This window comes from Devosia sp. GW821-FHT12F11 (genome assembly GCF_058806655.1).
The window spans coordinates 244,617-270,038 of sequence record NZ_JBXAPX010000004.1 but is presented as its reverse complement, the minus strand read 5'-3'; the positions used below and the strand labels follow the sequence as shown (position 1 = coordinate 270,038).

Below are 25,422 nucleotides of genomic sequence, written 5' to 3'. Positions count from 1 at the left end.
TGGCCGGCTTGCTCGGCGGGGGTCAAGGCGAGCACCGGGACCACGAGTTTAGGGGGCGCTGCTTTCAATGACAGCGAGACCGCAGCAGATGCCTGATGGCCAGGATAAATCCGACGACCTGATCGCCGAACTCGCCAAACTTATGGCGAACAACGCGCAGGGCGCCGAGCCGGAGGCCAAATCTGCGCCCAAGCTCGTCACGCTTGCCGATGCGACCAAGCCCGAAGGGCAGGGGCCCGCAATGGTTCGCATTCCCGGTATGGATGCGCCGGTTGCCGCAACGCCCACGCCGGCGCCGGTCGTCAGCGCACCAGTGCCGCCGCCGGCCGATCGGCCCCCGCCGGTCTCTCCGGGGGTGCTGCGGATTCCCGGCATGGATCAACCCGTCGCCGCCACGCCGGCGCCTGTTGTGACGTCACCGGTACCGTCGGTGGAACCCAAGCCCGCCGCGTCTTTCGATTTTGGCACGCTTCCCGCGGCTTCGACCAGTTTCAAGCCCGAGCCGATGGCCAATTGGCAGGATCGCGAGATTCCGAAGCCCGTGCCGATGCGGCCTGCGCCCACGGTAGCCGCTGCGCCGGTGGCGCCCCCGGTCGTGGATGTGCCGGCTCCGGCACGCTCGCCGGCGTTCGAGCCGACCAGGCCCGCTTCGTCGCAGCCTGATCCGATGGCTGAACTCGAAGCCGATCTGGCGCCCCCCATGAAAGCCGAAACAACGGTCGAATCGGAAGTGAAGGCGCCCGCGCCGCGGGTCGAGCCAAGCTTTGCTGCGCCGCGTCCGTCGGCGTCCGCGCCCGCGGCCACGTCCGTACCTCCGGCGTCGCCGATGGTTGCCGCCGCCAAGGCATCGGCTACCGATGACAGCTTCGATTTCGATTTCGGCTTCGCTTCCGAGCCGCCCGCACCGATTCCGGCTGCCGAGTCGCGCCCACAAGTCCGCGCTGCAGTCCCGTCGCCGGCAGCTGCCGTTCCGGCCCCTGCGGTTGCCGCTCCGGTGGTTCCCGCGGCATCGACCGGCGACCCGATCGCCGACCTGATCGCGGCGGAACTGGATTCCGTCGAGGCCGAAGTCGTCGAGGAGGCTAAGGTCGAGCAGCGGCCCGCGCCGGTGCAGCCGGCCGCCCGCAGTTTCCCGCTGCCGGGCAGCATGCCCGCGCCGCGTCCGCCATCCGGCCCGTCGCAGTTCCGCCCGCAATCGACGCCGCTTTCCGCAGCGCCGGCCACCCCGGCGCCGGTCTCGCGTCCCGAGGACCGCTTCGGAGTTGCTCCGGTGTTCGGGCCGACCAGCAAGGTGCAGGCGCCGCGCCCGCAGCCGCAGCCGGCCGCCGAGCGCGATCCGATGGATGAGATCGAAAGCCTGATCGGCGAAGCCGTTCGGGTGGAGCTCACCAGCGACAAGCCCGCCGCCCCGGCGCCGCAGGCTGCCGTGCCGCAGTCCGCTCCGATCGTGCCGCCGCTGACCACCGGGTTTGCGCCGCGTCGCGCCGCGATCAAGGATACCGAACCGCAGGTGCCGTCGGCCGAGGCCGCCATCCTTGCGGCCGCCGCTGCCAGCGGCGCCGAGGTTGGCCGCATCGACGGCGGCATGGCCGCCGAACAGCGGCAGAGCCCATACAAGCGTCCGAAGGCCAAGCCCGAGCGCCGCTCGGGTGGCATGCGCCAGTATGTCGGCATGGCCGTCGCCGGCACGCTGCTGCTGGCTGCCGGCTTCGGCCTCTATTGGGTGCTCGGCATGGGTCGTGGCACCGATGCCGATGCGCCGGTGCTGCAGGCTGATGCGACCCCGGTGAAGCAGACACCGCCGCCGACCACCAGCACGACCAACCAGCAGGGTTCGGTAGTGTTCAACGAGCTCGACGGCAAATCCGCCGCGGCCGCTGCCAACGAGCAGCTGGTATCACGCGACGATACCGCCGAAACCAGCGTCGCCGATGTGGCGCGCCCGGTGGGCGAGGGCGACGACGCAGCCAGCGAAAGCGAACTCGCCAACCGCAAGGTTCGCACCGTGACGGTTCGGCCTGATGGCACGATCGTTTCGGGCGACGAAGCCGTTGCCGGCAATGAAGAACTGCCGGTCGATCGTCCGGCCGTTCCTGATCTGCCGGGCGCCGACGTGCAACCTTCCGAGCTGCTCGCGGCTGTTCCCGACGCCGCCACGGATTCGATTGCCGCTGCAATCGACACCGGCGCCGATCCGGCCGTCGATCCGACGCAGGTCTCGGCGCTCACGCCGACCGGCCCGGCGCCGACCATCGACCCCAACATCGTGGCGCCGGTCCCGGTGGCCCGCCCGACGGATCGTTCGGTGCTTGGCGGCGGCTCGAACCAGCGGGTTGCCGATACCCAGCCCGCGCAGCCGGTTGACCTGGTTGAGGCCCCCGCAGCCCAGGCGCCACAGGCCAGCGGCAGTGGTCCCTATGTGCAGCTCAGCTCGCAGCCGACCGAAGGCGACGCGGCGTCGTCGTTGCGTTCGACGCAGAACCGGCTCTCTGGTCTGCTGAATGGTCGCAGCCTCGCCGTTCGGCAGGTCAATCTTGGCGCCAAAGGCACGTGGTACCGCGTGGTGCTGCCGGTCGATTCCTTCCAGGAAGCGACCCAGACCTGCGCCAGCCTCAAGGCCAACGGTGTCGATTGCGTACCGATCGGCGGTTGATCGACGCCCGCTGTTCCTTGACCTCGGTCTCGGTTAGGGACCAAGCTCGCGTGAGCTGGAGCTCGTTACCGTTTCGCTGAAACGACGACATGCTCCAGCCTTGATTTGTCGCGCTATCGAACCGGAATAGTCTGCAACTTTTCCTGATGGCGCTCTGGCGGGCAGGCGACGGTATGAGCGACACATCCTCCGATTGGTTCGCGGCGCCGGACGCGCCGCGCGACGACGAAGTGATGTATGTCGACGTCGCCGGTTATGAAGGCCCGCTCGACCTGCTGCTCGACCTGGCGCGCCGACAGAAGGTCGATCTCTCCCGCATCTCGGTCCTGGCGCTCGCCGAGCAGTATCTCGGCTTCATCGAGACGGTGCGTGAGAAGCGCATCGAGATCGCCGCCGATTACTTGGTGATGGCGGCGTGGCTGGCCTATCTCAAGAGCCGGCTGATGGTGCCGCAGGCGCCCAGCGACGACGAGCCCTCCGGCGAGATGATGGCGGCCTTGCTGCAGTTCCGGCTGAAGCGGCTCGAAGCGATGCGGAAGGCAGCGATGCAGCTGATCAACCGCCCGCGGCTCGGCCGGCAGGTGCATGCACGGGGACAGCCCGAGCCGGTGCTGGTGGAGCGGCGGAACCTCTGGGAAGCCTCGCTCTACGATCTGCTCAAGGCCTACGCGACCGGCCGGGAGCGCACCGTGCCGCAGGATTATCACCTGTTCGAGCGCAATGTGTGGTCGCTGCAGGAGGCGCGCGAGATATTGACGCGGCTGATCGGCGAAAACATGGACTGGGTGCCGCTTGACGCCTATCTGGATCAGTATCTGAGCAACCCCGAACAGCGGAAGACCGCGACGGCGTCGAGCTTTGCTTCGAGCCTTGAACTTGCCCGGCAGGGGCAAATAGAACTGCGCCAGACCCTGACCTTCGGCCCGCTGTTCATGCGGCGACGCCAGGATCCCAAGAAGCCCGCCGACGGAAAGAAGGCTGAATGACCGACGACGACCAGTTCGACGAGCATGGCGAGATCGCCGAGCGGAACCTTCGGGTGCTCGAGGCGATCCTGTTTGCGTCGGCAGAGCCGTTGTCGCCGACCGACATCGCCCCCTATCTGGGCGAGGATGCCGATGTGCCGGTGCTGCTCGAACGGCTGGCGCAGCGTTACACCGGCCATGGTGTGCAACTGGTGCGTCGCGGCAACAAATGGGCCTTCCGCACCGCCGACGATCTGTCGTTCCTGCTGCGCCGCGAGGAGACCGAGAGTCGCCAGCTGTCGCGGGCCGCGCTCGAAACCCTTGCCATCATCGCCTACCACCAGCCGGCCACCCGGGCCGAGGTCGAGGAGGTGCGCGGCGTCGCCAGTGGTGGCGGCACCTTCGACGTGCTGATGCAGACAGGCTGGGTGCGCATGCGCGGCCGCCGCCGCACGCCGGGCCGGCCGGTGACGTATGGCACCACCGAAGCCTTCCTCGATCATTTCGGGCTCGAGAGCCTTGCCGACCTGCCGGGGCTGGAAGAGCTGAAGGGCTCGGGGCTGCTGTCGAGCCGGCTGCCGCCGGCGTTCCAGGTGCCGCTGCCTTTCGATGGGCCGCTGCGCGACGACGAGGACCCGCTGGAGCCGGACGACCAGGGCGAGAGCGACCCGATCCAATGACCGATACCGAAGCAGTCGAGGACTGGGGCCCGCGCGGCACCGCCGGCGTTGCCTTTGCCGCGGCCCTGCGGTTCGACGGCGTCGATGTGACGCTGGGTGGGCGCCCGGTGCTGAGGAACTTCACGCTGGCGCTGGTGCCGGGCGAGATCGTGTGCCTGTTGGGCGAGAGCGGCTCGGGTAAATCGACCATCCTCAGGGTGGCGGCCGGCATCCAGCGTATCGATGGCGGCACCGTGAAGATCAACGACCAGATCGTCTCGGGCCCCGGCGTCCACGCCAAGCCGGACCGACGCGGCATCGGGTTGATGTTCCAGGATTTCGCCCTGTTTCCGCACCTGACGCTCTTGCAGAACGTAACCTTCGGGCTACGCAAGCTGGGGCGAACGGCGGCGTTGGCACAGGCGCGGCAGGCGTTGAAGCGCGTGGGCCTGGACGACCGTGAGGCGGATTATCCGCACCAGCTCTCCGGCGGGCAGCAACAGCGACTGGCGCTGGCACGATCGATTGCGCCGCGTCCGGGCATCCTGATGCTGGACGAGCCGTTCTCGAGCCTCGATGCGCGACTCCGCGAGACGGTGCGCAACGAGACGCTGGCGGTGCTGCGGGAAACGCACGCGACGACGATCATCGTGACGCACGATCCCGAGGAGGCGATGCTGCTGGGCGACCGCATTGCGCTGCTCCGCCACGGCAAGCTGGCGCAGATCGATACCGCGTCCGAGATCTACAACCGGCCGGTCGACCTCAACGCCGCCCGCTTCTTTTCGCCGCTGAGCGAGATCGAGGCGCGGGTGCAGGCGGGCAGGGTGGAGACGCCGCTGGGCCCGGTTCCGGCACCTCGGCATGCCGATGGTACGGTCGTGACGGTGGCGATCCGGCCGATCGGCTCGCTCGATGTGGCGACCGAAGGCCCCGGTGTTCCGGGCCGTGTGCTGGCCAAGCGCGATGCCATCGGTATCGACCTTTGTGAGGTCAGTGTCGCCGGGCTCGACCGGCCGATCCAGATCCGTCGCCGCGCCGATCGCAACCTTGTTGTCGGATCGGACGTATTCCTGACCCTTAACCCGGAACACGTCCTTGTGTTCGCCAAGGATTGAACCTATTTCTCTGCGCTAGTGTAAGCGTAGAGCATTCTTTCGGAGACCATCCATATGCACGCGCCAGGGATTTGGGGCATCATCGTCGTCGCCATCGTGGTGATCCTGCTGTTCGGACGCGGCAAGATCGCCGGGCTGATGGGCGAGGTTGCCTCCGGCATCAAGTCCTTCCAGAAGGGCATGCGCGACGAAGAGCAGAAGCCTGCTGCACAGATCGACGCTTCGACCACGGTCGAGCCGGCCCGCGAGACCGAAAAGGCCAAGGACGCCTGATCGTCTGACGGCCGCTCCCAGGAGCCAAAACTATGCTCGGCGTCGGCTGGACCGAAATGCTTGTGATCGGGGTCGTGGCCCTGATCGTCATCGGACCTAAAGAGCTTCCCGCTCTGATGCATCGGGTCGGCAAGTTTGCCGGAACGATCCGTCGCATGGGCTCGGACTTTCAGCGTGAGCTGAACAAGACCACCGGGCTCAACGAGATCGCCAATCTCCGCCAGTCGGTGACGCAGCCGCTGAAGGCGACGGCCGATGCGATCCGCAAGGAATTCAATACGACGACGGCAACCGGCGAGGTGAAGCCCTCCGGGGCGATCAAGCCAACGGATCCCAAGGTCGAAAGCGTGGTCGACGAGATCAAGGCCGCCGCCGGCATTGCCACTCCGGCAGCAGCCGCAGCCCCGGTCATGACGCCGATCGTGCAGCCGGCCGAGGCGCCCAAGGCGCCGGTAAAGGCTGCTCGTCCGGCCAAGATCAAGGCGCCGGCCGAGAGCAAGGTGGCGACTGCCGACATCGCTCCGGTGAAGAAGGCCGCCCCGAAGGCGAAGGAGCCGATCGACTCGCCGGCTCCGGTCGAGGCCATCGCACCGGCCAAGGCCACGCCTGCGAAGCAGGCCAAGGTCGACGCGATTGCGCCGGCGAAGTCTACTCCCGCCAAAAAAGCTACGGTCAAGCCAGCCAAGCCTGTTGCCAAGGCCGAGAGCGTCGGCGCCAAGCCGGCCGCGAAAGCTGCGCCGGCCAAGGCCGTCAAGCCCACCGCCGCTGAACCCGCCGCGGCCAAGAAGCCCGCAGCCAAGAAACCGGCTGCCGCCGCCAAGAAGCCGTGACCATGGCCGAACAGACCAAGCTCGAAGCCCCCAAAGACGCCGCCGCGGTCGAACAGGATGAGCTCGCCGGCAGCGAAGCGCCGCTGCTCGACCATCTGATCGAACTGCGCAAGCGGTTGATCCGCTCGCTGCTGGTGATCTTCGCGCTGCTGATCGTCTGCTTCTTTTTTGCCGGCACCATTTTCGACGTGCTGGTGCAGCCCTATCGCGAGGCGGTCGCCCCGGCTCCGGTGGAACTGATCTACACCGCGCCGCAGGAATTCTTCTTCACCCAGCTCAGCCTCGCCTTCTTCGGCGCGCTGTTCCTGGGCTTCCCCTACCTCGCCACCGAGGTCTACGGCTTCGTGGCGCCGGGGCTCTACAAGAAAGAGCGCCGGGCGTTCATCCCGTACCTGGTGGCGACGCCGGTGTTCTTCGTCCTGGGCGCGGCGATGGTGTACTTTGCGGTGCTGCCGCTTGCCATGCGCTTCTTCCACGCCATGGAGACCACCGAGATCACCATGCTGGTGAAGGTCTCGGAGTATCTGGGCCTGGCGATGACGCTGATCCTCGCCTTCGGCATCTGCTTCCAGTTGCCGGTGGTGCTGACGCTGCTGGCGCAGATCGACCTCGTCTCCTCGGCGACGCTGAAGAAGGGGCGCCGCTACGCCATTGTCGGCATCCTGGTGTTCGCCGCGTTCATCACGCCGCCTGATCCGGTCTCGCAGATCGGCCTCGCGCTGCCGATGTACCTGCTTTACGAGATTTCGATCCTCTCGGTCCGCTGGATCGAGAAGCGCCGGGCCGCGGCGCTGGCTGCTGCCGGAACCGAAGGCGAAGCGACCGAGGTCGAGAAGACCGAGTAGGGTGCTGCCGATCGGGCAGGGCGTCCTGTCAGGGACTTGCGCTCGCACCCCAATCCGGTAAAGCAGAGCCCTTCTCCCGCCGCAGGTCTCTCCATGCTCGATATCAACTGGATCAAAGCCAATCCCGCCGCGTTCGACGCTGCGCTCAGTGAGCGCAAGAATGTGCCGTTCAAAGCCTCCGAGCTGATCGCCATGGACGAGGCCCGCCGCAGCGCGATCGCCGCGGTCGAGGATGCACAGGCCAGGCGCAATGCGCTGTCGAAGCTGATCGGGCAGGCCAAGGCGCAGAAGGATGAGGCCAAGGCCAACGACCTGATGGCCGAAGTCGCGAGTCTGAAGGACGCGATCCAGGCCGGCGAAGCCACCCGCAAGGAAGCAGAGGAGGGGCTGCGCAACGCGCTGCTGGTGATCCCCAACCTGCCGCTCGACGAAGTGCCGCGCGGCGCCGACGAGGCCGACAACAAAGAGTACTTTGGCCTCAACGGCTCGCCGGCTACCGCGGCCAAGGCGCGGCCGGCGAAGCCGAGCTTCAGCTACAAGCCGAAGGAGCACTTCGAAACCGGCGAGGCCATGGGCCAGATGGATTTCGAAGTCGCCGCCAAGATCAGCGGCAGCCGCTTCGTTGTGCTGAAGAGCCACCTGGCGCGTCTCGAACGCTCGATCGGGCAGTTCATGCTCGACCTGCATGTCGACCAGCATGGCTATACCGAGGTGCAGCCGCCGCTGCTGGTGAAGGACGATGCGCTCTACGGCACCAACCAGTTGCCGAAGTTCGCCGACGACCTGTTCTTCACCCCGCATGGCGAGAGCCGGCTGGCGCTGATCCCGACGGCGGAAGTGCCGCTGACCAATTTCGTACGCGAGACGATCCTCGCGGAAGACGAATTGCCGCTGCGGCTGACCGCGCTGACCCCGTGCTTCCGCTCCGAGGCCGGTTCGGCCGGGCGGGACACGCGCGGCATGCTGCGCCAGCATCAGTTCAACAAGGTCGAGATGGTGGCGATCACCACGCCGGAAACCTCGGGCGACGAGCATGAGAAGATGCTGTCGGATGCCGAGGACGTGCTGAAGCAGCTGGGCATCCACTACCGGGTGATGATGCTGTCGACCGGCGACATGGGGTTCGGGGCGCAGAAGACCTACGACCTCGAAGCCTGGCTGCCGGGGCAGGACACCTATCGCGAGATTTCGTCGGTCTCGGTGTGCGGGGATTTCCAGGCGCGCCGCATGGATGCGCGGGTGAAGGGCAAGGACGGAAAAATCCGTCATGTTCACACGCTGAACGGCTCGGGTGTTGCCGTGGGCCGGGCGTTGATCGCGGTGATGGAAAACTACCAGCAGGAGGATGGCTCGATCGCCATCCCCGACGTGCTGCAGCCCTATATGAAGGGCCTTAAGTCGATCGGTGCGCGCTCGTGAGAATTCTCATCACCAACGATGACGGCGTGGACGCTCCCGGCATCGCGGTGATGCGCGAGATTGCGCTGACGCTCAGCGACGACGTGTGGGTGGTGGCGCCCGACGGAAACCAGTCGGGCGCGGCGCACCGCTTCACCTTCGGGCGCGAGCTGGGGGTCGACAAGCGCGAGGACCGGGTATTCTCGATCGTCGGCGGCTCGCCCGCCGACTGCGTAGTCGCCGGGATGACGCATATCTGTAAGGATCTGAGGCCCGATCTGGTGCTCTCGGGCATCAACAACGGCCAGAACCTGGGCGATATCCTCAACTGCTCCGGCACGGTGGCCGGGGCGCGCGAGGGGGCGCTGCACGGGGCGCTCGGCATCGGCATCAGCCAGGGCGTCGACTATGAGCGCGGCACCGAAATCGACTGGACCAACTCGCGCACCTATGCGGCGCGCGTGGTGAGTCAGCTGCTCCGCGAGGTGAAGAGCCGCGGCGAGGTGTATTTCAACGTCAACATCCCGTTCTGCGCACCCGAAGACGTAGCCGGCATCCGGGTGGTGCCGTTCCAGCGCTTTGCCCGTTCGCCGATGGCCTATTATCCGAGCGACAATGCCGGGAAGTTCTTCATCGCCATCCCCGAGACGCCCAAGCCGCTCGACGAAGGGCACGACTTCCGCCTCGCCATGCACGGCAACGCCATCACGGTGACCCCGCTGATGCTGCAGCACACGCATTACGAGATGGCTGGCCAGCTGGATGGGAAGCTGGGGCTGTAGGGCACCGCTCCTCGCTCCGCTCGGATCGCGCAACCTGCGGTTGCGATACCCCTCATCCGCCCTTCGGGCACCTTCTCCCTCAAGGGGAGAAGGCGATCACCTCCACAATCGCAGTCGGGACTCCCTTCTCCCCTTGAGGGAGAAGGTGGCGCGCGCCGGATGAGGGGTATCGCATCGCTGGCGATGCGCGCTTCGAGCGTTAGCGAGGAGCGATGTTGGTGTGGCCGCCCCTTAACCCTACCGACTCCTGAATCCCCCGCCCAATGATTTGAGCAAATTGCTTCGCATTTAAATCACTCTTTACCTTAACGCCCTAATCTCACGTCCATTGAGTACCTGCGTAGAGTGGACTGATGAGTAACCGCGTGACCGGTAAGACGTTTAGAACCGCCGCGATTGTGGGCCTGTTTGCAGGCGCCACTGCGCTCTCGGGGTGTAGCTCGCTGGGCGGCCTCGGCTTCGACAGGACGACGACCGGCTCGGTCAACGCCGCGGCGCCGATGTCTACAGCCCAGGCGATGCCCAAGACGCTCGTTCCTCCAGAAAACATTGGCGGTGGGTCCGGTCCTATGCTGGTCGGCTCCAACAATATGGGCGCTCGGCCCATGGCCAGCCAGCCGCTTGGCTCAGTATCGACCGAAGACTTGCCTGTGCTCACTTCATCAGCCAACGGAAGCAATCAGATGATGCCCGCTGCCCAGCCCCTGAGCCCGGTTCCGGCCACTACCACTCTGGCGTCCGCCCCGGCCTCGAACACCCTCGTCTCCGTCCCCTCCGACGCCTACGTACACGTTATCGAAAGCGGCGAGAGCCTCTACACCGTCGCCCGCCGCTACAACGTCACGGCACAGGCGATCATTCAGGCCAACGGTTTCTCGTCGCCCGACAAGATCTATGTCGGCCAGAAGATCGTCATCCCCGGCAAGGCCTCGACGCTGATGGCGCTGGGCCCCAAGGGCGGCGCCAAGCCGGAAACAACGCTCGGCGCGCCGCCGTCGAACCTTGCCGCGCCGAAGCCCGTTGCCGTGGCATCGATCGAGCCCGAGACCAAGATTCCGGCCGCGACCGTCAAGCCGCTGGCGCCGACCAACGCAGCCCCTGCCGCCGTGGCCGATGCGCAGCCGTTGCAGCAGCCCAAGACCGAACCGGTGCTCTCGGGCGCCGACAAGTTCCGCTGGCCGATCTCGGGCCGCGTGATCACCGACTTCGCCAATTCCAAGGGCACGGGCATCAATATCGAGGCGCCGGAAGGCGCAGCGGTCCGCTCGGCCGAGAATGGCCAGGTGATCTATGCCGGTTCGGGCGTCGAGGGGTACGGCAACCTGATTCTGATCCGCCACCCGAACGGTTATGTCTCGGCCTACGCTCACCTCAAGGACATGAACGTCGCCAAGGGCACCGTGGTGAACCGCGGCGACAATATCGGCACCGCCGGCAAGACTGGCTCGGTATCGAAGTCGCAGCTGCACTTCGAGCTGCGCAAGGGCGCTACCCCGGTCGACCCGCTGCCGCTGCTGGCGAGCTGAGACCAGGCACAGAATTGACCAAGGCCCCGGAGCGATCCGGGGCCTTGTGTTTTTGAGCGACAGCCTGGAGGCCGGCGTGGGGGGCCGCTTGAGCCGGCGCTTCAGTCAGGCCGCAAACGCCCTGATCGAGTGCCGGATCTCCAGCGGCTTGGCTGGGTCGAGATCGACCCAGGTCTTGATGCCGCGCTGGTTGATCGGGTTGGGGCCGGTCGAGACGTCGGTGTGGAGGTCGAAGGCGGAGGCGAGGGGTTCGAGGCCGACGGCGCGGAACTGGCCGTTCCAGGGCTCACCCTTGATGCCGCCATCGGTGTGCCAGATCATCAGCGTGGGCAACAGCTCGCGGTCCCAGTCGAGCTCGAAGCCCATGCCTTCGTCGAGATAGGTGCCGGTGAGGGGGCCGCGGGCGCCGCAGAGCTGCACGTTCTTGTCGGTGCGGGGGGACAGCGGAACGTGAGCCATGTCCACCCTGGCGCCGTTCCTTGGCACCGAGCTCAGGCTCTCAAACTCCTGCGGGTCGCCCTCGGCGGTTTGGCCGGGGTGGGTGAGGCCGAAGTCGAAATCGAGCTTCAGCTCCAGCCGTCCGGGATTTTCCGGCATGCGGAAATTGGGGTGGAGGCCAGCCGAGATCGGTGCCTTGTGGCGAGCGAAGATGCGCATGACGAAATCGAGCGCCGGTGCGTCCTTACGGGCAGTGATGACGCGCTCGACCTTGCGCACGACGGAATCCGGGTCGTAGTCGAGCGACAGCGTGACACTCTCATCGTCGCCGCCGACGATAGTCCACTCGCGATGCGCCACAGGACCGTGGATGGTGCCGGTGGCCGGCTGGCCGAGCAGGCTCCCCCATTCGGGCAGGTTCGGGCCGGCGGTGCGCCCGCCAGTGCCGAAGGGGAGACCGACGAAATCGCCGGCCAGCACGCGCAGGTGCCCTACTATCGCAGGATCGTCGACGGTGCCGAGCCACGGCGCCCGGGCGAACGGTTTGAACGGCTTGCCGTCAACCAGGAAGGTGGCGTCGGCCAGCATGGCAGCCGTACTCAGGATGGTCGCCTCGCCGTGCGACCATCTCAACTTATGCGACAGGCTCATTATTCCCCTCAGTCCTCGTCGTCGAAACGCGGGCGCATTCGTTGCAGCTACGAGGCTGCGCCGCAAGCCGCGGGAACAGGGAAATAGGTATCAGCCGACCAGCACCGGGCGGCTGCAGGTGGCGCTGTAGACCCGTACATCCGCCTCACCGATACCGACGCCGAGGACGTCGAGCACGCCGAAGATGGTGCTGTCGAGCACCGGCGCCAACGGCGCCACCAGGGCGCGCACCGCCGTCTCAATGACGGCGTCGGTGGAGAGGCCGATCCCCAGCACGTCGACATCGATATCGAGCCCGTCGAGCAGCGATTTCGACAGGCTGCCGACGATGGTGTGGTTGGTGGCGGTCTTCAGCGTCCCCTGCTTCACATCCTCGCTGGAGAAATTGAGCAGGATCGGCGAGGTCTCTCCGATGACGACGGCGGCGCGCGCCTTGATCTTCAGCAGCAACGGGACAGAGAGGATGGTGGCCTGCTCGACCACCGGGAAGGCGCTGAAATCGGTGAAGCTGGCGCCCGAGAGGTTGCCGATGGCGAGGCGCGCCGCTCCCGGCAGCACCTCCACCACGGCGGTGCCGGTCGGTTTCCCGAAGGCGGGGCAGGAGACTGAGCGGATCCGCGCTTCGGCATAGGCGACTTCGACATAGATCGGCAGGGTGACGCCGGCGCCGAGCAGCACGGCGCTGCCGAGCAGCTTGACCGTCAGCTTGAGGCGGGTCTGTGCAGTGCGGGCGATGGCGCCTTTTTCTCCGACCCGATACCAGGCGTGCTGCGGCGGCTCGCCGATGGCGACGCTGAGGGCGATGCTGGTGAGGCCGGGCAGGGTGGCGCCGACATTGAGATCGATCTGCTTGCCCTTGCCGGCGATCACCGCGGCAGCGTTGAGCAGTTCGAGCGCCGAGAGGCCGGCGAAGTAACCGGCCTCGCTGCCCACCGGTTGCGTCGACAGTGAACCGATATCAAGCAGCTTGAGCAGTGGGATCGCGCCGGTGTCGGCGATGGTGGTGGAGAGCGTGGTGGCGGCGGTCTTGGCGGTGCCGGTAAGCACCCTCGCCAATGCGCCGGCAATGGCGCCGCGGGAGGCCGAGGCCTTCAGCACGTCGCCATAGGTGACCGCCGAAAGGTTGAGCTGCTGGTTCAGCGCATCGAGGAAATCGAGAAGGTCCACCTTGGCATCGAGCAGGGCGTTGTAGCTCATCACATCGAGTGTGGCGGAGGTGCCGAGCAGACTTTTGAGTAAGGCGTTGGCGACGCCGCCGTTGAGTGAGGCTAGGCGGGAGCCCACCGAGAACGCCGCCTGTGGGTTGGCTGCTGCCAGTGCAGCGACCGAGATTTCGGGCGGCGACTGCCAGGGCCGAGCGAGCAGCAGCGTACCGATCTTGCGATAGGTCACCTGCACGGCGTTGGGCGGCGAGCCGCCGGGCGAAAAGCGCGCCGATACCGACAGCTCCGGCGCTCCCTTGTAGTGCCCGGTGACCACGTGCACCGGTCGCGACGAGCGGATCTGGATCGTGGGGTCGTCGATGCTGAGGGTGCGGCCGATCAGCCCGTTCGCCTGGAAGGTCCTGAAGGCGGTATCGAGTGCCTTGCTGGGGTCGGTTGCCGCGGCGATGGCGGCGAGGTCCGCCACCGATTGCGCCTGCCGCCGTTCGAGGTAGAGCGAGCCTTCGTCCACGGCAAAGGCCCCGGCGAGCATCACGACCGGCAGGAGCAGCGCGAACATCACCGCGATATTGCCACGCTCCTCGCCTCGGAAGCGGCGGAAGGACTTCATATGCCACCGAGCCGGATGGTCGAGGTGTAGCTGATGATCTTGTCCGGCAGCGGCACCGGCAGCGCCCAGATCGGCAGTTGCGAGGCGTCGTAGGTGACGGTGACCTTGTACTGGTTGGGATCGCTGGCATCGTCGCCGATAGTGAAATCCACCTCGTCCGGATCGATGAAGACGTAGCCGCCGGCGTTGTTCTCGATGAATGTCGTAACCAGGGTGTTGCGCTCGGTGGCGCTGAGACCGGCAATCGAGGTGCGGGCGGCGTCGGCGGCGATCTGCTGCACCGAGTTGGCGGCGCCGAAATAGATGCCGTAGGCGAGGACGCCGACGATCATCAGGATGAAGACCGGAGCAATGATCGCAAACTCGACCGCCGAGGCGCCCCGGTGGTCGTCGGCGAAACGCTTGAGGCCACGAAGTGGCGACACGCCATGCAACTGGCCGTCTCGATGCCCTGGCATTCGGGTACCCCACAAATGGCCGCCACCCTCCTGGGTGGGACGCTCGGCCGGTCATCTCAGGCGTTCGAAAACCTGGGCCCGAGGTGACGAAATACGAGATTAGTCAAATAGAGATAAGTATAGGCAAGATAAGTGGAATTCCCGTGAGCAATGCGCAAACGCCGTACTGGCAACATCTGCGCGTGGGGTGGCGCGGAGTCGCTTAGCAAAGTACGCGGTAATGCTTAGGGTGGGCGGCGAGTGGCGAGGAGCGAATAGAAGAGTTGCGAGGGGGACCTGGCTTGGTAACCGGCTACTCGCTACTCGCTACTCGCTACTCGCTACTCGCTTACTCGCTCGGGTTCTAGATCGCCTTACCCTGTTCGCCGGCCAGCGCGCGGACGAACTGGATGGCGACGCGGCCGGAGCGCGCGCCGCGGGTCATCGACCATTCGACGGCGCGGGCGCGCAGCGTTTCGTCGTCGATCACGAGCCCATATTCGTCGCAATAGCCGCGGATCATTGCCAGATAGGTCGGCTGGTCGCAGTTGTGGAAGCCCAGCCAGAGGCCGAAGCGATCCGACAGCGACACTTTTTCATCGACGGCTTCGCCCGGGGTAATGGCGGTGGAGCGCTCGTTTTCCACCATGTCGCGCGGCATCAGGTGACGGCGGTTGGAGGTGGCGTAGAACAGCACGTTTTCGGGCCGGCCCTCGAGGCCGCCATCGAGGATGGTCTTCAGCGACTTATAGCTGGTCTCGTCCTTGTCGAAGCTCAGGTCGTCGCAGAACACGATGAAGCGGGCGCTCTCCTCCTTCGAGATGAGCCGCATCAGCCGGGGCAGGGCCTCGATATCCTCGCGGGCGATCTCGATGAGGATCAGCCGCTTGATGGCGGAGCCGCCAAGCCCGTTGATGTGGGCGTGCACGGCCTTGACCAGCGAGCTTTTGCCCATGCCGCGGGCGCCCCAGAGAAGCGCGTTGTTGGCGGCATAGCCGCGCGCAAACTGCAGGCTGTTCTGCAGCAGGATCTCGCGCACGTCGTCGATGCCCTTGAGCATGGCGAGCGGCACACGCGACACCTTGGGTACCGGGATGAGCGCATCTGCCGTAGCGTCCCAGTGATAGGCGTTGGCGTCGGTGAGGGCGGGGGCCGGAGTGCCGGCGCCGGGCTTCATGGCTTCGAGCGTATCGGCGATGCGGGCGAGGGCCGCCGCGATGTCGGCGGAATAGTCGGTGGTCATATGGGCGAACTCCCGGGTACGCCCCCGTTTTGACGCAGCCCGATTGGCTTTGCAATCCTTGTGCACGGCCTCTATATTCCGGCCGATTTTTGCCGGGTTGGACTGTCCAGCGCCGGAGACCGGCCCTATATGGGTCAACAACGGCCATCCGTCGTGCCGACAGCCACTATGCAAGGAGCTTCTTAATGTTCGTGACCCCCGCCTTCGCGCAAGCCGCAGGCGCTGCCCCCTCGATGGGCGCCGGTGATCTGCTGATCCAGTTCGCCCCGATCCTGCTGCTGGTCGTGATCTTCTGGCTGCTGATCTTCCGTCCGCAGCAGAAGCGCATGAAGGCGCACCAGGCGATGCTGTCGTCGATCAGCCGCGGCGATACCGTGGTCACCTCGGGCGGCCTGGTGGGCAAGGTCACCAAGGCGGTCGATGGCGAAGACCTCGAGGTCGAGATCGCCCAGGGTACCCGCGTCAAGGTCACGCGCGGTGGTATCTCGGACGTCCGCTCCAAGTCGACGCCAGTCAACGACAACAAGGCTTCCTGAGCCGTCTCCATTTCAGCCGGCCCAGCAAGTGGGCCGGCTGACGCATTTCTGACATAGACGCGGAGCCACTGGGCTCCGTTTGCCCTGACGCAGCTTGCTGCTCCCACGGGCACCATACAGGACCCAAGTTCCGACCATGCAGTCATCGCCAATCCGGTCAGCCATCATCGTCATCGTTGCGATACTTGGCATCCTGTTCACCATCCCGAGCTTCCTGCCCAAGGATATCCTCGCCAACTGGCCGGGCTTCCTGCCCAAGCAGACCGTGGTGCTCGGTCTCGACCTGCAGGGCGGCTCGCACCTGTTGCTGCAGGTGAACCGTGAGTCGATCATCACCGAGCGGATCAAGACGCTGCGCCGCGACGTGCGCTCGGCGCTGGCCAATGACAACGGCATCGGCAACCTGATCACCACCGGCCCGGACTCGATCACCATCGAACTGACCGATCCGACGCAGAAAGCCGCCGCGATGACGGCGGTGCAGAAGCTGCAGAACAACGTGTCGAGCAGTTTCGGCGTCGGCGGCGTGCCGGAACTGGCGTTCTCCGAGACGCCGGATGGCAAGATCGTGGTGTCGCTGACACCCGAGGGCGTCAAGGAGCGGATGTCGTCGCTGGTGGCGCAGTCGATGGAAGTGATCCGCAACCGCGTCGACGAAGTGGGCACCACCGAGCCGACGATCCAGCGCCAGGGGCAGGACCGCGTGCTGCTGCAGGTCCCTGGCTTCGAGGACTCCGAGCGGCTGAAGAAGATTGTCCAGCAGACGGCGCGCCTCACCTTCCACCTGGTCCACCCTTCGATGACCGCGGCGCAGGCCGAGGCGCAGGGCATCCCGTCGGGCTATTTCATCCTGCCGAGCGCCGATGGCGGCAGCGAGTTGCTGAACGAGAACATCGAGCTCGGCGGTGAATCGCTGACCAACGCACAGCCCGGTTTCGACCAGCAGACCTCGCGTTCGGTGGTGAGCTTCCAGTTCGACACCCGTGGCGCCATCACCTTCGGCGAAATCACCTCGAAGAACGTCGGCAAGCGCTTCGCCATCGTGCTCGACAACCAGGTGATCACCGCGCCGGTCATCCAGCAGCCGATCACCGGCGGCTCCGGCCAGATCAGCGGCAACTTCACCCCGCAATCGGCCAACGATCTCGCCGTGCTGCTTCGCGCCGGCGCGCTGCCGGCCAGCCTCGACGTGGTCGAGGAGCGCTCGGTCGGCCCCAGCCTCGGCGCGGACTCGATCCGCGCCGGCATCACCGCCGGCGCGGTGGCCTCGGTGCTGGTACTGGCCTTCATGGTCATCGCCTACGGCATGTTCGGCGTGTTCGCCAACGTAGCGCTGATCCTCAACATCTTCCTGATCCTCGGCTCGCTGTCGGCCATCGGCGCCACCCTGACGCTGCCCGGTATCGCCGGTATCGTCCTGACGATCGGCGTCGCGGTCGACGCCAACGTCCTGATCTACGAGCGCATGCGCGAGGAGCAACGGGCCGGCAAATCGATCCTTGCCTCACTGGACGCGGGCTTCCACCGCGCCTGGGGCACCATCATCGACTCCCACCTGACGCAGCTGATTGCGGCGATCGTGTTGTACTTCCTCGGCTCGGGCCCGATCCAGGGCTTCGCCGTGACGCTGGCGCTGGGCATCCTGACCTCGCTGTTCACCGCCTACACGGTGACCCGCTTCTTCATCGGCATCTGGTACCACTGGAAGCGCCCCAAGACGCTGCGTATCCAGCATTTCCGCTTCATCCCCGACGGCACCAAGATCGACTTCATGAAGATGTCGCGCAATGCGATCATCCTCTCGATCGTCCTGACGGTGCTTGCCATCGGCACCGCCTATTTCAAGGGCTTCAACCTGGGCATCGACTTTGTCGGCGGCTCGGCCATCGAAGTGCAGCACACGGCCGAAGGCGACGCTGACCCGGCGCGGGTGCGAGAATTGCTCGATCCGCTGAACCTCGGCGAAGTGCAGGTGCAGAGCTTCGGTACGACGCAGGACCTGCTGGTCCGCATCCAGTTGCAGGAGGGCGGCGACGCTGCCCAGCAGGCGGCGGTGCAGGAAGTCACCAAGACGCTGGCCACCGAAAACTACGAGGTCCGCCGCACCGAAGCGGTGAGCGGCACGGTGTCAGGCGAACTGGCTTTCAACGGCACTATTGCGGTGCTGGTGACGCTGGTGGCGATCCTGATCTACGTGTGGTTCCGGTTCGAGTGGCAGTTCGGCCTCGCGGCGGTGACGACGACGCTGCACGACGTGATCATGACCGTCGGGTTGTTTTCGATAACCGGGTTGGAGTTCAACCTCAGTTCGATTGCGGCGGTGCTGACACTGGTCGGTCTATCACTCAACGAAACGGTGGTGATATCCGACCGCGTTCGAGAGAACTTACGAAAATACAAGAAGATGTCGGTGGCCGAGATCATCAACCTCTCGATCAACCAGACGATCGTCCGCACCTCGCTGACGCAGTTCACCGTGCTTCTGGCGCTGTTCCCGCTGGTGTTTTTCGGCGGCGAGTCGATCCGTGGCTTCACCATCGCCATGACCTTCGGCTCGATCTTCGGCATGTATTCCTCGATCTTCATCGGCGGCCCGATCCTGATCCATTTCGGGCTCAAGCCGCGCAGCGAGATGGAAGAAGAGAAGGAAAAGAAGGCCAAGGCGAACAAGCGCGCCGACGGCGCCGCGGTTTGATCCGTGGTTGAGCGCGGGGAGGGGTTCTATCCCCGGCAAGTCCCCATCGACGCCTATGGCAATGGCGGTTTCCGCTTTGCCGGGCTGTCGCATCGCGGCTCGCTGCTCTGCCTCCCCGGCGGCATGTTCGCCTGGGAGGCGACGCTTCCCACTGAGGTGACGCTCCAGAGCCTTCAGGCCGTGCTGGAGGCCGCCGATCAGCTCGATGTGCTGCTGATTGGGCTCGGCGGCGATATCGCCGGGCTCGACCCCGCGGTGCGTGCCGCGCTGAAGGAGCGCCGGGTGATCGTCGAGGCGATCGCCACCGGGGGAGCAGTCCGCACCTACAACGTGCTGCTGGCCGAAGACCGCGCTGTGGGCGCGGCGCTGCTGGCGGTCGAGAGCGCCCGATGAGCGAAGATGCCGGGTATGTCGCGAGCTTCCTGCGCGACGCCGACCGCGACCGCTACTTCGCGACGCTGCTGCTGAAGGAGCCGGAGCGGACGGCGATCCAGTCGCTCTATGCGTTCAGTGCCGATGTGGCGTCGATCCGTGACCGGGCCCGCGAGCCGACGGCCGGAGAAATCCGACTGCAATGGTGGGCCGATGCGCTGAAGGGGACGGGGCACGGCAATGTACGCCAGAACCCTCTGGCGGCGGCGCTGCTCGACGCGATGTCGCGCTATGGGCTGCCGAGCGGACCGTTGCTCCGGCTGGTGGCGGCACGGCGCTTCGACCTCTACCAGGACCCGATGCCCGATGTGGCGAGTTTCGAAGGCTATGCCGGCGAGACCGTCTCGGTGCTCTACCAGCTCGCGGCGATGGCGCTGAACGGTGGCACCGAAATCGAGACCGGCGATGCGGCCGGGCATCTCGGCGTAGCGCACGCGTTGGCGGGCCACCTGCGTGCCTTCGGCTTCAACGCCTCGCAGGGGCGGATCTTCCTGCCGATGAACATTTTTGCCGCCAATGGCGTGACTGATGGCGAGATCCTTGCCGGCGCGGAGAGCGAGGGGCTGTTCGCGGCGCTGGGGCAGGTGAACGATCTGGCGGCTGAACATCTGGGCAAGGCCGAGGCGGCCATATCGGCGCTGCCGACACACCTGCGGCCGGCTTTCGCGCCCGCGGCGTTGATCGGGCGGGACCTGCGCCAGGCCGCGCGAAACCGCACGCCATTTGCGGCAACAACCGCGATAGCTGACTGGCGCAAGATCCTTGCAATGTGGTGGTGGTCGGCGCGTCGCGCATGACGGCGCTGGTGGCCGGTCCGAGAATCGCCATCATGGCCCGTCAGGCATAGCCTCAGGGGATGAGGGCGCGATGGGTTTCAGGGCGTGGTTGGAGAAGCAGGCTCCGGATTTCCTGCTGACCTGGCAGCGGTTCTGGTTTGCCATCCTCCTGGCGCTCGCCAATACGCTTGTTGTCATCGGGGCGCTCAATCAGGTCGCTTGGCTCCAGCATGAGCAGTGGATGCGCGCCGCAGCCGGGCTGGCGACAGGCGCCGTGCTTGCCGTGGCCGGCGTCTATTTCTCCGAAAGTCGTCCGACGGCGCGGATCGCTGGGCTGCTGCTGAGCTATGCGCTGCCGCTGGCGGCGATCGGTGCGTTCCAGGTAACGGATACGGCCTGGATCGTGCCGTGGGCGCTGCCGGCGATTTCGCTGCTCTGGCTTTCGGTGTCGCCGTTCACGCGGATCGAGCGCGGGGCGCCGCGGGCCGAGCAGCAGGATCGTTTCTGGTGGGTGAACCAGCAAGCCATCGCCACCGCGGTGATCGCAGCGGCTGCGGCGCTGATCATCGGGCTCGGCATCGCGGCGATCGAGCGCTCGCTGTCCATCCTGTTCGGCCTCGAGACCGGGCAGATCTTTTACAACACGGTGCTGCCGTTCGTCGGGCTGTTCCTGGCGCCGGTGTACTGGCTGGCGACGCTGCCCAGGCTGTCGTCCTATCGGGCCGGCGAGCTCGACCGGGTCGACTTCCTGCCGTTGTCGATCGGCTTCATCGGCCAGTTCATCCTGGTGCCGTTGCTGGTGATCTATGCGCTGATCCTCGTCGCTTACGCGGCACAGATCGCCATCACCCAGAAGCTGCCGCAGGGGATGATCGGCTGGATGGTGCTGGGGTTCGTGGTTACCGGGGCTGCGACCTGGCTGATCGTCCATCCGGCCTTCATGCGATCGCGACCGCTGGTGCGATTATTCCGCGCCTGGTGGTTCTGGCTGACGCTGGCCCCGCTGGTGCTGTTCTTCATCGCGGTGTGGGTGCGGGTGGATGCCTATGGGCTCACCGCCGAACGTATCCTGCTGCTGGCCGGCGGCGTCTGGGCCGCATTGCTGGCATTGGTGTTCATCGTCGGGCGGGGCGACATCCGGCTGATCCCGGCGCTGGCCGGAGCGATCCTGCTGCTGCTCTCGGTGGGGCCCTGGAACTACAGCTATCTGGCGCAGAGCACCCAGGCGCTGCGGCTCGAGGCGCTGGTGATGAATGCCGGCGCCGACAAATCCGCCAGCCCGCCGCGCGGCGACTGGAGCGCCGAGGAGATCGCCGAGGCGCGCGGGATCATCGATTACCTTACCGGCTCGCGCGAGGGTCAGCGCGCGGTGCGCGAGGTGATGGGCAAGTATGGCGTGACCTGGGACGCCGCGCAGGATGGCTCGTACGTGGTGCTTGAGGCGCTGGGGATCAGTCAGCCGTCAACGGATGGCGACCCGCGCCTCGCGACCCTATTCCGCGATTTCGACGGTGCGCCGGTGGACGTGACGGCGACTCCGTACCTGATCCGCCCGGTCGGGCTCTACGGCGACACCGCGGTTGCCTTGCCACCGCTGCGCTTCGTCATGTCCGGCGGCGCAGTTCGGGTCGGCCCGGCAGGCAGCACCGACGAGGATCTGCAACCGCTCGACCTTACGGCCTGGCTGGCCCGGCAGAGCAGCGGCTTCCTCGTCACGCCGTGGATCGACTTCACCGTCGCAGGCCGGGGCTACCGGTTGGTGCTGCAGTCGGCAAGCTTCGATCGCGGCGAGAGCGATGCAGGCCCCTACGTGCTGAACGGTCTCGAGGGCCAGTTGTTCTCGGCCGTGGTCCAATAGGATTGGCCCCGGCCCTGCGCCGGGGTGCCCCTGTGGTTGGGGACGAATTCCTTCAGGCCCACGCCATGATGTCGTCGAGCGCCCGGGAGGTGATCGCCTCTTTCTTGGCGATGGTCTTTTCGGTCGATTTCCAGCGACCGACATGGCCTTCGGGCTTGGTGATCGATACCGGCGGGAACAGGCCGAAATTGACGTTCATCGGCTGGAAGCTGCGGGCGCCGGAATAGGCTTCGGCCTCGAGGTGGCCGCCGGTGATGTGGTTGATCAGGGCGCCCATTGCCGTGGTGGCGGGCGGGATCGCCAGGTGCTCGCTGCGAGCGTCGGCGGCGGCCATGCGGCCGGCCATCAGGCCGACGGCGGCGCTCTCGACATAGCCCTCGACGCCGGTGACCTGGCCGGCAAAGCGCAGCCGCGGCATGGCCTTGAGCTTGAGGTCCGGCCCCAGCACCTTGGGCGAGTTGAGGAAGGTGTTGCGGTGCAGCCCGCCGAGCCGGGCGAACTGCGCGTTCTCGAGGCCGGGGATCATGCGGAAGATTTCGGCCTGGATGCCGTAGCGCATCTTGGTCTGGAAGCCGACCATGTTCCAGAGCGTCCCCAGCGCATTGTCCTGGCGGAGCTGCACGATGGCATGGGCCTTCACCGTCGGGTTGCGCGGGTTGGTGAGGCCGACCGGCTTCATCGGGCCCCAGCGCAGGGTGTCGCGGCCGCGTTCCGCCATCACCTCGATGGGCAGGCAGCCATCGAAATACGGCACCTTCTCCCAGTCCTTGAACTCATGCAGCGGGGCGCTGATCAGCGCATCGACGAAGGCATTGTACTGCGCTTCGTCCATCGGGCAGTTGAGGTAATCCTGACCGTTGCCCATCGGCCCGACCTTGTCGTAGCGCGACTGCGCCCAGACGATGTCGTGGTTGATCGACTCGTAGTGGACGATCGGCGCGATGGCGTCGAAGAAGGCGAGAGAGTCCTCGCCGGTGAGCTGCTGGATCGCCTCGGCGAGGGCAGGGGAGGTCAGCGGCCCGGTGGCGACGACGACATTCTGCCATTCCGCAGGCGGCAGCCCGGCGACTTCACCGCGCTCGATCGAGATGTTCGGGTGGTTGTGGATGGCGGCGGTGACCGCATCGGAGAACGCATCGCGATCGACCGCCAGCGCACCGCCGGCCGGCAGCTTGTGCGCATCGGCGGCAAGCATGATCAGCGAGTTACAGCGGCGCATCTCTTCATGCAGCAGGCCGACGGCATTGTGCTGGTGATCATCGGACCGGAAGCTGTTGGAGCAGACCAATTCGGCAAAGCCTTCGGTCTGGTGCGCGTCGGTCTTCTGGGTGGGCCGCATCTCGTGCAGCACCACCTTGGCGCCGGCCTCGGCGGCTTGCCAGGCGGCTTCCGAGCCGGCGAGCCCGCCGCCGATCACATGAATGGGTTCGAGGTGTTTTGACATGGGCGCCAGATAGCAATTGGGGCGGGGCTGCGCAACGTTCGGGGCAGCGCCTTCGCCATCACGCATCGGCGACCATCGGCGCGACGGAGCGACCCGGACGACACGGGGACGTGTGTTACCCGCCACATTCCTCGGTGCTAGAACTTGAAGCGGCCGGGTCGCCCCCCCTCGGCGACGCGTTTTCCCACTCTGTCACGGTCCGGTCCCGGACAGCGTGCACCAGGCTTAGGGAGGCCCACATGAAGAGATTGTTCGTTGGTTTTGTCGCCCTCGGAGCGCTCGCCCTGGCAGTCTGGCCAGCGCTGGCGGATGACGCCGCAAACGAAGCGCTCGCCCGGCGGTTCTACACCGAGTTCAACGCTCGAAACTTCGATGCCTTTCCGGAGTTCATCGCCGCCGACATCGTTGATCACACCGGCGGTCCCGAGATGGCTGCGGGTGTCGAGGCGCTGACCAAGGAGCTTCAGGGGTTCGCTACGGCGTTCTCCGACATGAAGATCGAGAACGAACTGGTGCTGGTGAGCGGCGACTACGTGACCGTGGTTTCCAGCGCCAAGGGCACCAATGACGGGATGATGATGGAGATGGCCGCCACCAACAAGCCGGTGGACTTCAAGGCGATCGATGTCTGGCTGGTCCGCGACGGGAAGCTCGCCGAAGTCTGGCACGTCGAACAACTCCTGCAGATGATGACCCAGATGGGTGCCATGAAGCCCCCGGCGGCCAACTGAGGCTGTACCGCAAGGCCACGGGCCCGCGAATGACGGCTTGCGGGCCCGGTCGGTCTGCCCTTGTTTTGTCATTACGCGCCAGATAGCTAGCGAGCGGGAGCCACGCAACTTTCTGGAGATGCCATGACCATTACGCTTTGGGGACGCTTGAGTTCGGGGAACGTCCAGAAAGTGGTGTGGGCGCTGGAAGAGCTCGAGCTGCCTTACGAGCATGTGCCGCTGGGTGGCGGCTTCAAGGGCAACGACACCCCCGAGTATCTGGCGATGAACCCCAACGGCCTGGTGCCGACGCTGCGCGACCGCGGCCTCACCGTCTGGGAGAGCCACGCCATCGTCCGCTATTTGAGCGCCGAGTACGGCAGCGGGCTGCTGTTTCCGATGGAAGCACGCGATCGCGCGGTAGTGGACCAGTGGACCGACTGGACGGCGACGACGTTCCAGTCGGCCTGGATCGGGCTGTTCTGGCTGAAGGTGCGGACGCCGGTGGCGCAGCAGGATGCGACAGCGATCGACAAGGCGCTCGCGGCTTCGATTAGGTGCTTCCGCATGCTGGACGCGCGACTGGCTGAGGCGCCATATCTGGGCGGCAGCGAGCTGAGCTATGCCGACATCGTCGCGGGCGCGTCGCTGTTCCGTTGGTCGACCATGCCGATCGAGCGGCCTTCGCTGCCGCATGTCGAGGCGTGGCATGCCCGGCTCAACGAGCGCGCGGCGTTCCGCAAGGCGATCAACGTGTCCTATGAGGAACTGGTGGGGCGGCTGGCGTTCTGAGGCCACCGATGGAGCCCGGGAAGTGAAGTACTTGATGTCGAGCGTAGTCGTCGCTGTTCTCTGCCAGCCCGCCTGGGCCGCGGCCAAGAACGAGATGCCTTTTCCTCACTACGACTGGCAGGTGGTGCAGTCCGATCGCGGAAACAGCGGCTGCGACCTCGTCAAGGTGGGCGATCGAGATCGCGCGCTGATCGTGCATGCCGATGCCGACAACCCGTTCGACGTCTCGGTGCTGTTTGGTCGCGACAGATTCGATCTCGGCCAAGCGGTCGATGCCCGCATCACCATCGATGGCTTGCCCGTGACCGGTACGCCGGTCGTACAGGGCCCTCGACAACTGGCGTTTCCTGCTGTGCCCGAGCACGCGCTGGCGTTTCTCGCTGGATTCGCGAGGGGCAAGCTGTTGGTCGTAGAGGTGGGCGAAGAAGTCTATAGCGTCGGGTTGGAAGCGTCGTCCGAGGCACTGGATTCACTATGGCGATGCAGTGAGCATCGACAGGAACGAGCGGCCCAAAAAGGCTGAACGCCCGCTTCTATCAGGAAGCGAGCGTTCTATGATCCCGGCGTCAGGCACGAACCAGAGAGCGA

At 65.9% G+C, this 25,422-nt stretch carries 23 protein-coding genes; 18 read left to right on the top strand and 5 right to left on the bottom strand.

Going from position 1 to position 25,422, the window contains the following annotated elements:
* Positions 1-67: 67 nt before the first annotated feature.
* From AC1ROK_RS14165 to AC1ROK_RS14120, 10 genes are all read left to right on the top strand, one after another.
* Positions 68-2,653, top strand: coding sequence for an SPOR domain-containing protein (locus AC1ROK_RS14165; protein WP_492847904.1), 2,586 nt, complete (start codon positions 68-70; stop codon positions 2,651-2,653).
* Between the two features lie 173 nt (positions 2,654-2,826).
* Positions 2,827-3,639 carry a segregation and condensation protein A gene (locus AC1ROK_RS14160; protein ID WP_492847902.1) on the top strand — a complete coding sequence of 271 codons (813 nt, stop codon included), beginning with the start codon at positions 2,827-2,829 and terminating at the stop codon, positions 3,637-3,639.
* The gene (gene scpB, locus AC1ROK_RS14155) at positions 3,636-4,298 is read left to right on the top strand and encodes an SMC-Scp complex subunit ScpB (RefSeq protein ID WP_492847900.1); all 663 of its coding nucleotides are present in this window, start codon (positions 3,636-3,638) and stop codon (positions 4,296-4,298) included. Before AC1ROK_RS14160 ends, scpB begins: the two co-directional genes overlap by 4 nt.
* The gene (locus AC1ROK_RS14150) at positions 4,295-5,395 is read left to right on the top strand and encodes an ABC transporter ATP-binding protein (RefSeq protein WP_492847898.1); all 1,101 of its coding nucleotides are present in this window, start codon (positions 4,295-4,297) and stop codon (positions 5,393-5,395) included. Before scpB ends, AC1ROK_RS14150 begins: the two co-directional genes overlap by 4 nt.
* A 54-nt stretch (positions 5,396-5,449) precedes the next feature.
* Complete coding sequence (gene tatA / locus AC1ROK_RS14145) at positions 5,450-5,668, top strand: twin-arginine translocase TatA/TatE family subunit (protein WP_055048811.1); 219 nt, start codon at positions 5,450-5,452, stop codon at positions 5,666-5,668.
* A 32-nt stretch (positions 5,669-5,700) separates the two neighbouring features.
* The gene (gene tatB / locus AC1ROK_RS14140; protein WP_492847895.1) at positions 5,701-6,498 is read left to right on the top strand and encodes a Sec-independent protein translocase protein TatB; all 798 of its coding nucleotides are present in this window, start codon (positions 5,701-5,703) and stop codon (positions 6,496-6,498) included.
* A 2-nt stretch (positions 6,499-6,500) separates the two neighbouring features.
* Positions 6,501-7,343 (top strand): twin-arginine translocase subunit TatC, encoded by an 843-nt coding sequence (tatC, locus tag AC1ROK_RS14135; RefSeq protein ID WP_492847893.1) that lies wholly within the window; start codon positions 6,501-6,503, stop codon positions 7,341-7,343.
* Positions 7,344-7,436: 93 nt separating this feature from the next.
* Positions 7,437-8,762, top strand: coding sequence for a serine--tRNA ligase (gene serS / locus AC1ROK_RS14130; RefSeq protein ID WP_492847891.1), 1,326 nt, complete (start codon positions 7,437-7,439; stop codon positions 8,760-8,762).
* Positions 8,759-9,523, top strand: coding sequence for a 5'/3'-nucleotidase SurE (gene surE / locus AC1ROK_RS14125; RefSeq protein WP_492847889.1), 765 nt, complete (start codon positions 8,759-8,761; stop codon positions 9,521-9,523). The genes serS and surE overlap by 4 nt, the downstream gene beginning before the upstream one ends.
* A 683-nt stretch (positions 9,524-10,206) precedes the next feature.
* Positions 10,207-11,049, top strand: coding sequence for a peptidoglycan DD-metalloendopeptidase family protein (locus AC1ROK_RS14120; protein WP_492847888.1), 843 nt, complete (start codon positions 10,207-10,209; stop codon positions 11,047-11,049).
* Positions 11,050-11,154: 105 nt separating this feature from the next.
* On the opposite strand, the gene AC1ROK_RS14115 is transcribed toward AC1ROK_RS14120, so the two are convergent.
* The 4 genes from AC1ROK_RS14115 to AC1ROK_RS14100 all read right to left on the bottom strand — a co-directional run bounded on the left by AC1ROK_RS14115 (position 11,155) and on the right by AC1ROK_RS14100 (position 15,591).
* Positions 11,155-12,138, bottom strand: coding sequence for a hypothetical protein (locus tag AC1ROK_RS14115; protein WP_492847887.1), 984 nt, complete (start codon positions 12,136-12,138; stop codon positions 11,155-11,157).
* Positions 12,139-12,228: 90 nt separating this feature from the next.
* The gene (locus tag AC1ROK_RS14110) at positions 12,229-13,911 is read right to left on the bottom strand and encodes a pilus assembly protein TadG-related protein (protein ID WP_492847886.1); all 1,683 of its coding nucleotides are present in this window, start codon (positions 13,909-13,911) and stop codon (positions 12,229-12,231) included.
* Positions 13,908-14,369: a TadE/TadG family type IV pilus assembly protein gene (locus AC1ROK_RS14105; RefSeq protein ID WP_492847885.1), complete on the bottom strand. Its 462-nt coding sequence runs from the start codon at positions 14,367-14,369 to the stop codon at positions 13,908-13,910. Before AC1ROK_RS14105 ends, AC1ROK_RS14110 begins: the two co-directional genes overlap by 4 nt.
* A gap of 343 nt (positions 14,370-14,712) precedes the next feature.
* Positions 14,713-15,591 (bottom strand): ATP-binding protein, encoded by an 879-nt coding sequence (locus tag AC1ROK_RS14100; RefSeq protein WP_492847883.1) that lies wholly within the window; start codon positions 15,589-15,591, stop codon positions 14,713-14,715.
* A gap of 185 nt (positions 15,592-15,776) precedes the next feature.
* Here AC1ROK_RS14100 and yajC point away from each other — a divergent pair, with 185 nt between their 5' ends.
* The 5 genes from yajC to AC1ROK_RS14075 all read left to right on the top strand — a co-directional run bounded on the left by yajC (position 15,777) and on the right by AC1ROK_RS14075 (position 21,888).
* Complete coding sequence (yajC, locus tag AC1ROK_RS14095; RefSeq protein ID WP_492847882.1) at positions 15,777-16,127, top strand: preprotein translocase subunit YajC; 351 nt, start codon at positions 15,777-15,779, stop codon at positions 16,125-16,127.
* A gap of 136 nt (positions 16,128-16,263) precedes the next feature.
* Complete coding sequence (gene secD / locus AC1ROK_RS14090; protein ID WP_492847880.1) at positions 16,264-18,822, top strand: protein translocase subunit SecD; 2,559 nt, start codon at positions 16,264-16,266, stop codon at positions 18,820-18,822.
* 3 nt (positions 18,823-18,825) lie between these two features.
* A complete protein-coding gene (locus AC1ROK_RS14085) occupies positions 18,826-19,215 on the top strand; it encodes an Mth938-like domain-containing protein (protein WP_492847878.1) in 390 nt (129 codons plus the stop codon).
* A complete protein-coding gene (locus AC1ROK_RS14080; RefSeq protein ID WP_492847876.1) occupies positions 19,212-20,051 on the top strand; it encodes a phytoene/squalene synthase family protein in 840 nt (279 codons plus the stop codon). The genes AC1ROK_RS14085 and AC1ROK_RS14080 overlap by 4 nt, the downstream gene beginning before the upstream one ends.
* A 70-nt stretch (positions 20,052-20,121) precedes the next feature.
* Positions 20,122-21,888: a DUF4153 domain-containing protein gene (locus AC1ROK_RS14075; RefSeq protein ID WP_492847874.1), complete on the top strand. Its 1,767-nt coding sequence runs from the start codon at positions 20,122-20,124 to the stop codon at positions 21,886-21,888.
* Positions 21,889-21,940: 52 nt separating this feature from the next.
* Here the strand turns inward: AC1ROK_RS14075 and trmFO are convergent, their stop codons facing one another.
* Positions 21,941-23,332, bottom strand: a complete 1,392-nt coding sequence (gene trmFO, locus AC1ROK_RS14070) for a methylenetetrahydrofolate--tRNA-(uracil(54)-C(5))-methyltransferase (FADH(2)-oxidizing) TrmFO (protein WP_492847872.1) — start codon at positions 23,330-23,332, stop codon at positions 21,941-21,943.
* Positions 23,333-23,571: 239 nt separating this feature from the next.
* Between trmFO and AC1ROK_RS14065 the strand changes: the two genes are divergently transcribed.
* From AC1ROK_RS14065 to AC1ROK_RS14055, 3 genes are all read left to right on the top strand, one after another.
* Positions 23,572-24,063, top strand: a complete 492-nt coding sequence (locus AC1ROK_RS14065; protein WP_492847870.1) for an ester cyclase — start codon at positions 23,572-23,574, stop codon at positions 24,061-24,063.
* A gap of 123 nt (positions 24,064-24,186) precedes the next feature.
* Positions 24,187-24,834, top strand: coding sequence for a glutathione S-transferase family protein (locus tag AC1ROK_RS14060; RefSeq protein WP_492847868.1), 648 nt, complete (start codon positions 24,187-24,189; stop codon positions 24,832-24,834).
* A 22-nt stretch (positions 24,835-24,856) separates the two neighbouring features.
* Positions 24,857-25,357, top strand: a complete 501-nt coding sequence (locus AC1ROK_RS14055) for a hypothetical protein (RefSeq protein WP_492847866.1) — start codon at positions 24,857-24,859, stop codon at positions 25,355-25,357.
* Positions 25,358-25,422: the final 65 nt, after the last annotated feature.

Excerpts from the sequence above, each read along its gene's own strand:
- AC1ROK_RS14165 (WP_492847904.1), top strand. The coding sequence starts at position 68 with ATGACAGCGAGACCGCAGCAGATGCCTGATGGCCAGGATAAATCCGAC.
- AC1ROK_RS14160 (WP_492847902.1), top strand. The coding sequence starts at position 2,827 with ATGAGCGACACATCCTCCGATTGGTTCGCGGCGCCGGACGCGCCGCGC.
- scpB (WP_492847900.1), top strand. The coding sequence starts at position 3,636 with ATGACCGACGACGACCAGTTCGACGAGCATGGCGAGATCGCCGAGCGG.
- AC1ROK_RS14150 (WP_492847898.1), top strand. The coding sequence starts at position 4,295 with ATGACCGATACCGAAGCAGTCGAGGACTGGGGCCCGCGCGGCACCGCC.
- tatA (WP_055048811.1), top strand. The coding sequence starts at position 5,450 with ATGCACGCGCCAGGGATTTGGGGCATCATCGTCGTCGCCATCGTGGTG.
- tatB (WP_492847895.1), top strand. The coding sequence starts at position 5,701 with ATGCTCGGCGTCGGCTGGACCGAAATGCTTGTGATCGGGGTCGTGGCC.
- tatC (WP_492847893.1), top strand. The coding sequence starts at position 6,501 with ATGGCCGAACAGACCAAGCTCGAAGCCCCCAAAGACGCCGCCGCGGTC.
- serS (WP_492847891.1), top strand. The coding sequence starts at position 7,437 with ATGCTCGATATCAACTGGATCAAAGCCAATCCCGCCGCGTTCGACGCT.
- AC1ROK_RS14120 (WP_492847888.1), top strand. The coding sequence starts at position 10,207 with ATGATGCCCGCTGCCCAGCCCCTGAGCCCGGTTCCGGCCACTACCACT.
- AC1ROK_RS14115 (WP_492847887.1), bottom strand. The coding sequence starts at position 12,138 with ATGAGCCTGTCGCATAAGTTGAGATGGTCGCACGGCGAGGCGACCATC.
- AC1ROK_RS14110 (WP_492847886.1), bottom strand. The coding sequence starts at position 13,911 with ATGAAGTCCTTCCGCCGCTTCCGAGGCGAGGAGCGTGGCAATATCGCG.
- AC1ROK_RS14105 (WP_492847885.1), bottom strand. The coding sequence starts at position 14,369 with ATGCCAGGGCATCGAGACGGCCAGTTGCATGGCGTGTCGCCACTTCGT.
- AC1ROK_RS14100 (WP_492847883.1), bottom strand. The coding sequence starts at position 15,591 with ATGACCACCGACTATTCCGCCGACATCGCGGCGGCCCTCGCCCGCATC.
- yajC (WP_492847882.1), top strand. The coding sequence starts at position 15,777 with ATGTTCGTGACCCCCGCCTTCGCGCAAGCCGCAGGCGCTGCCCCCTCG.
- secD (WP_492847880.1), top strand. The coding sequence starts at position 16,264 with ATGCAGTCATCGCCAATCCGGTCAGCCATCATCGTCATCGTTGCGATA.
- AC1ROK_RS14080 (WP_492847876.1), top strand. The coding sequence starts at position 19,212 with ATGAGCGAAGATGCCGGGTATGTCGCGAGCTTCCTGCGCGACGCCGAC.
- AC1ROK_RS14075 (WP_492847874.1), top strand. The coding sequence starts at position 20,122 with ATGGGTTTCAGGGCGTGGTTGGAGAAGCAGGCTCCGGATTTCCTGCTG.
- trmFO (WP_492847872.1), bottom strand. The coding sequence starts at position 23,332 with ATGTCAAAACACCTCGAACCCATTCATGTGATCGGCGGCGGGCTCGCC.
- AC1ROK_RS14065 (WP_492847870.1), top strand. The coding sequence starts at position 23,572 with ATGAAGAGATTGTTCGTTGGTTTTGTCGCCCTCGGAGCGCTCGCCCTG.
- AC1ROK_RS14060 (WP_492847868.1), top strand. The coding sequence starts at position 24,187 with ATGACCATTACGCTTTGGGGACGCTTGAGTTCGGGGAACGTCCAGAAA.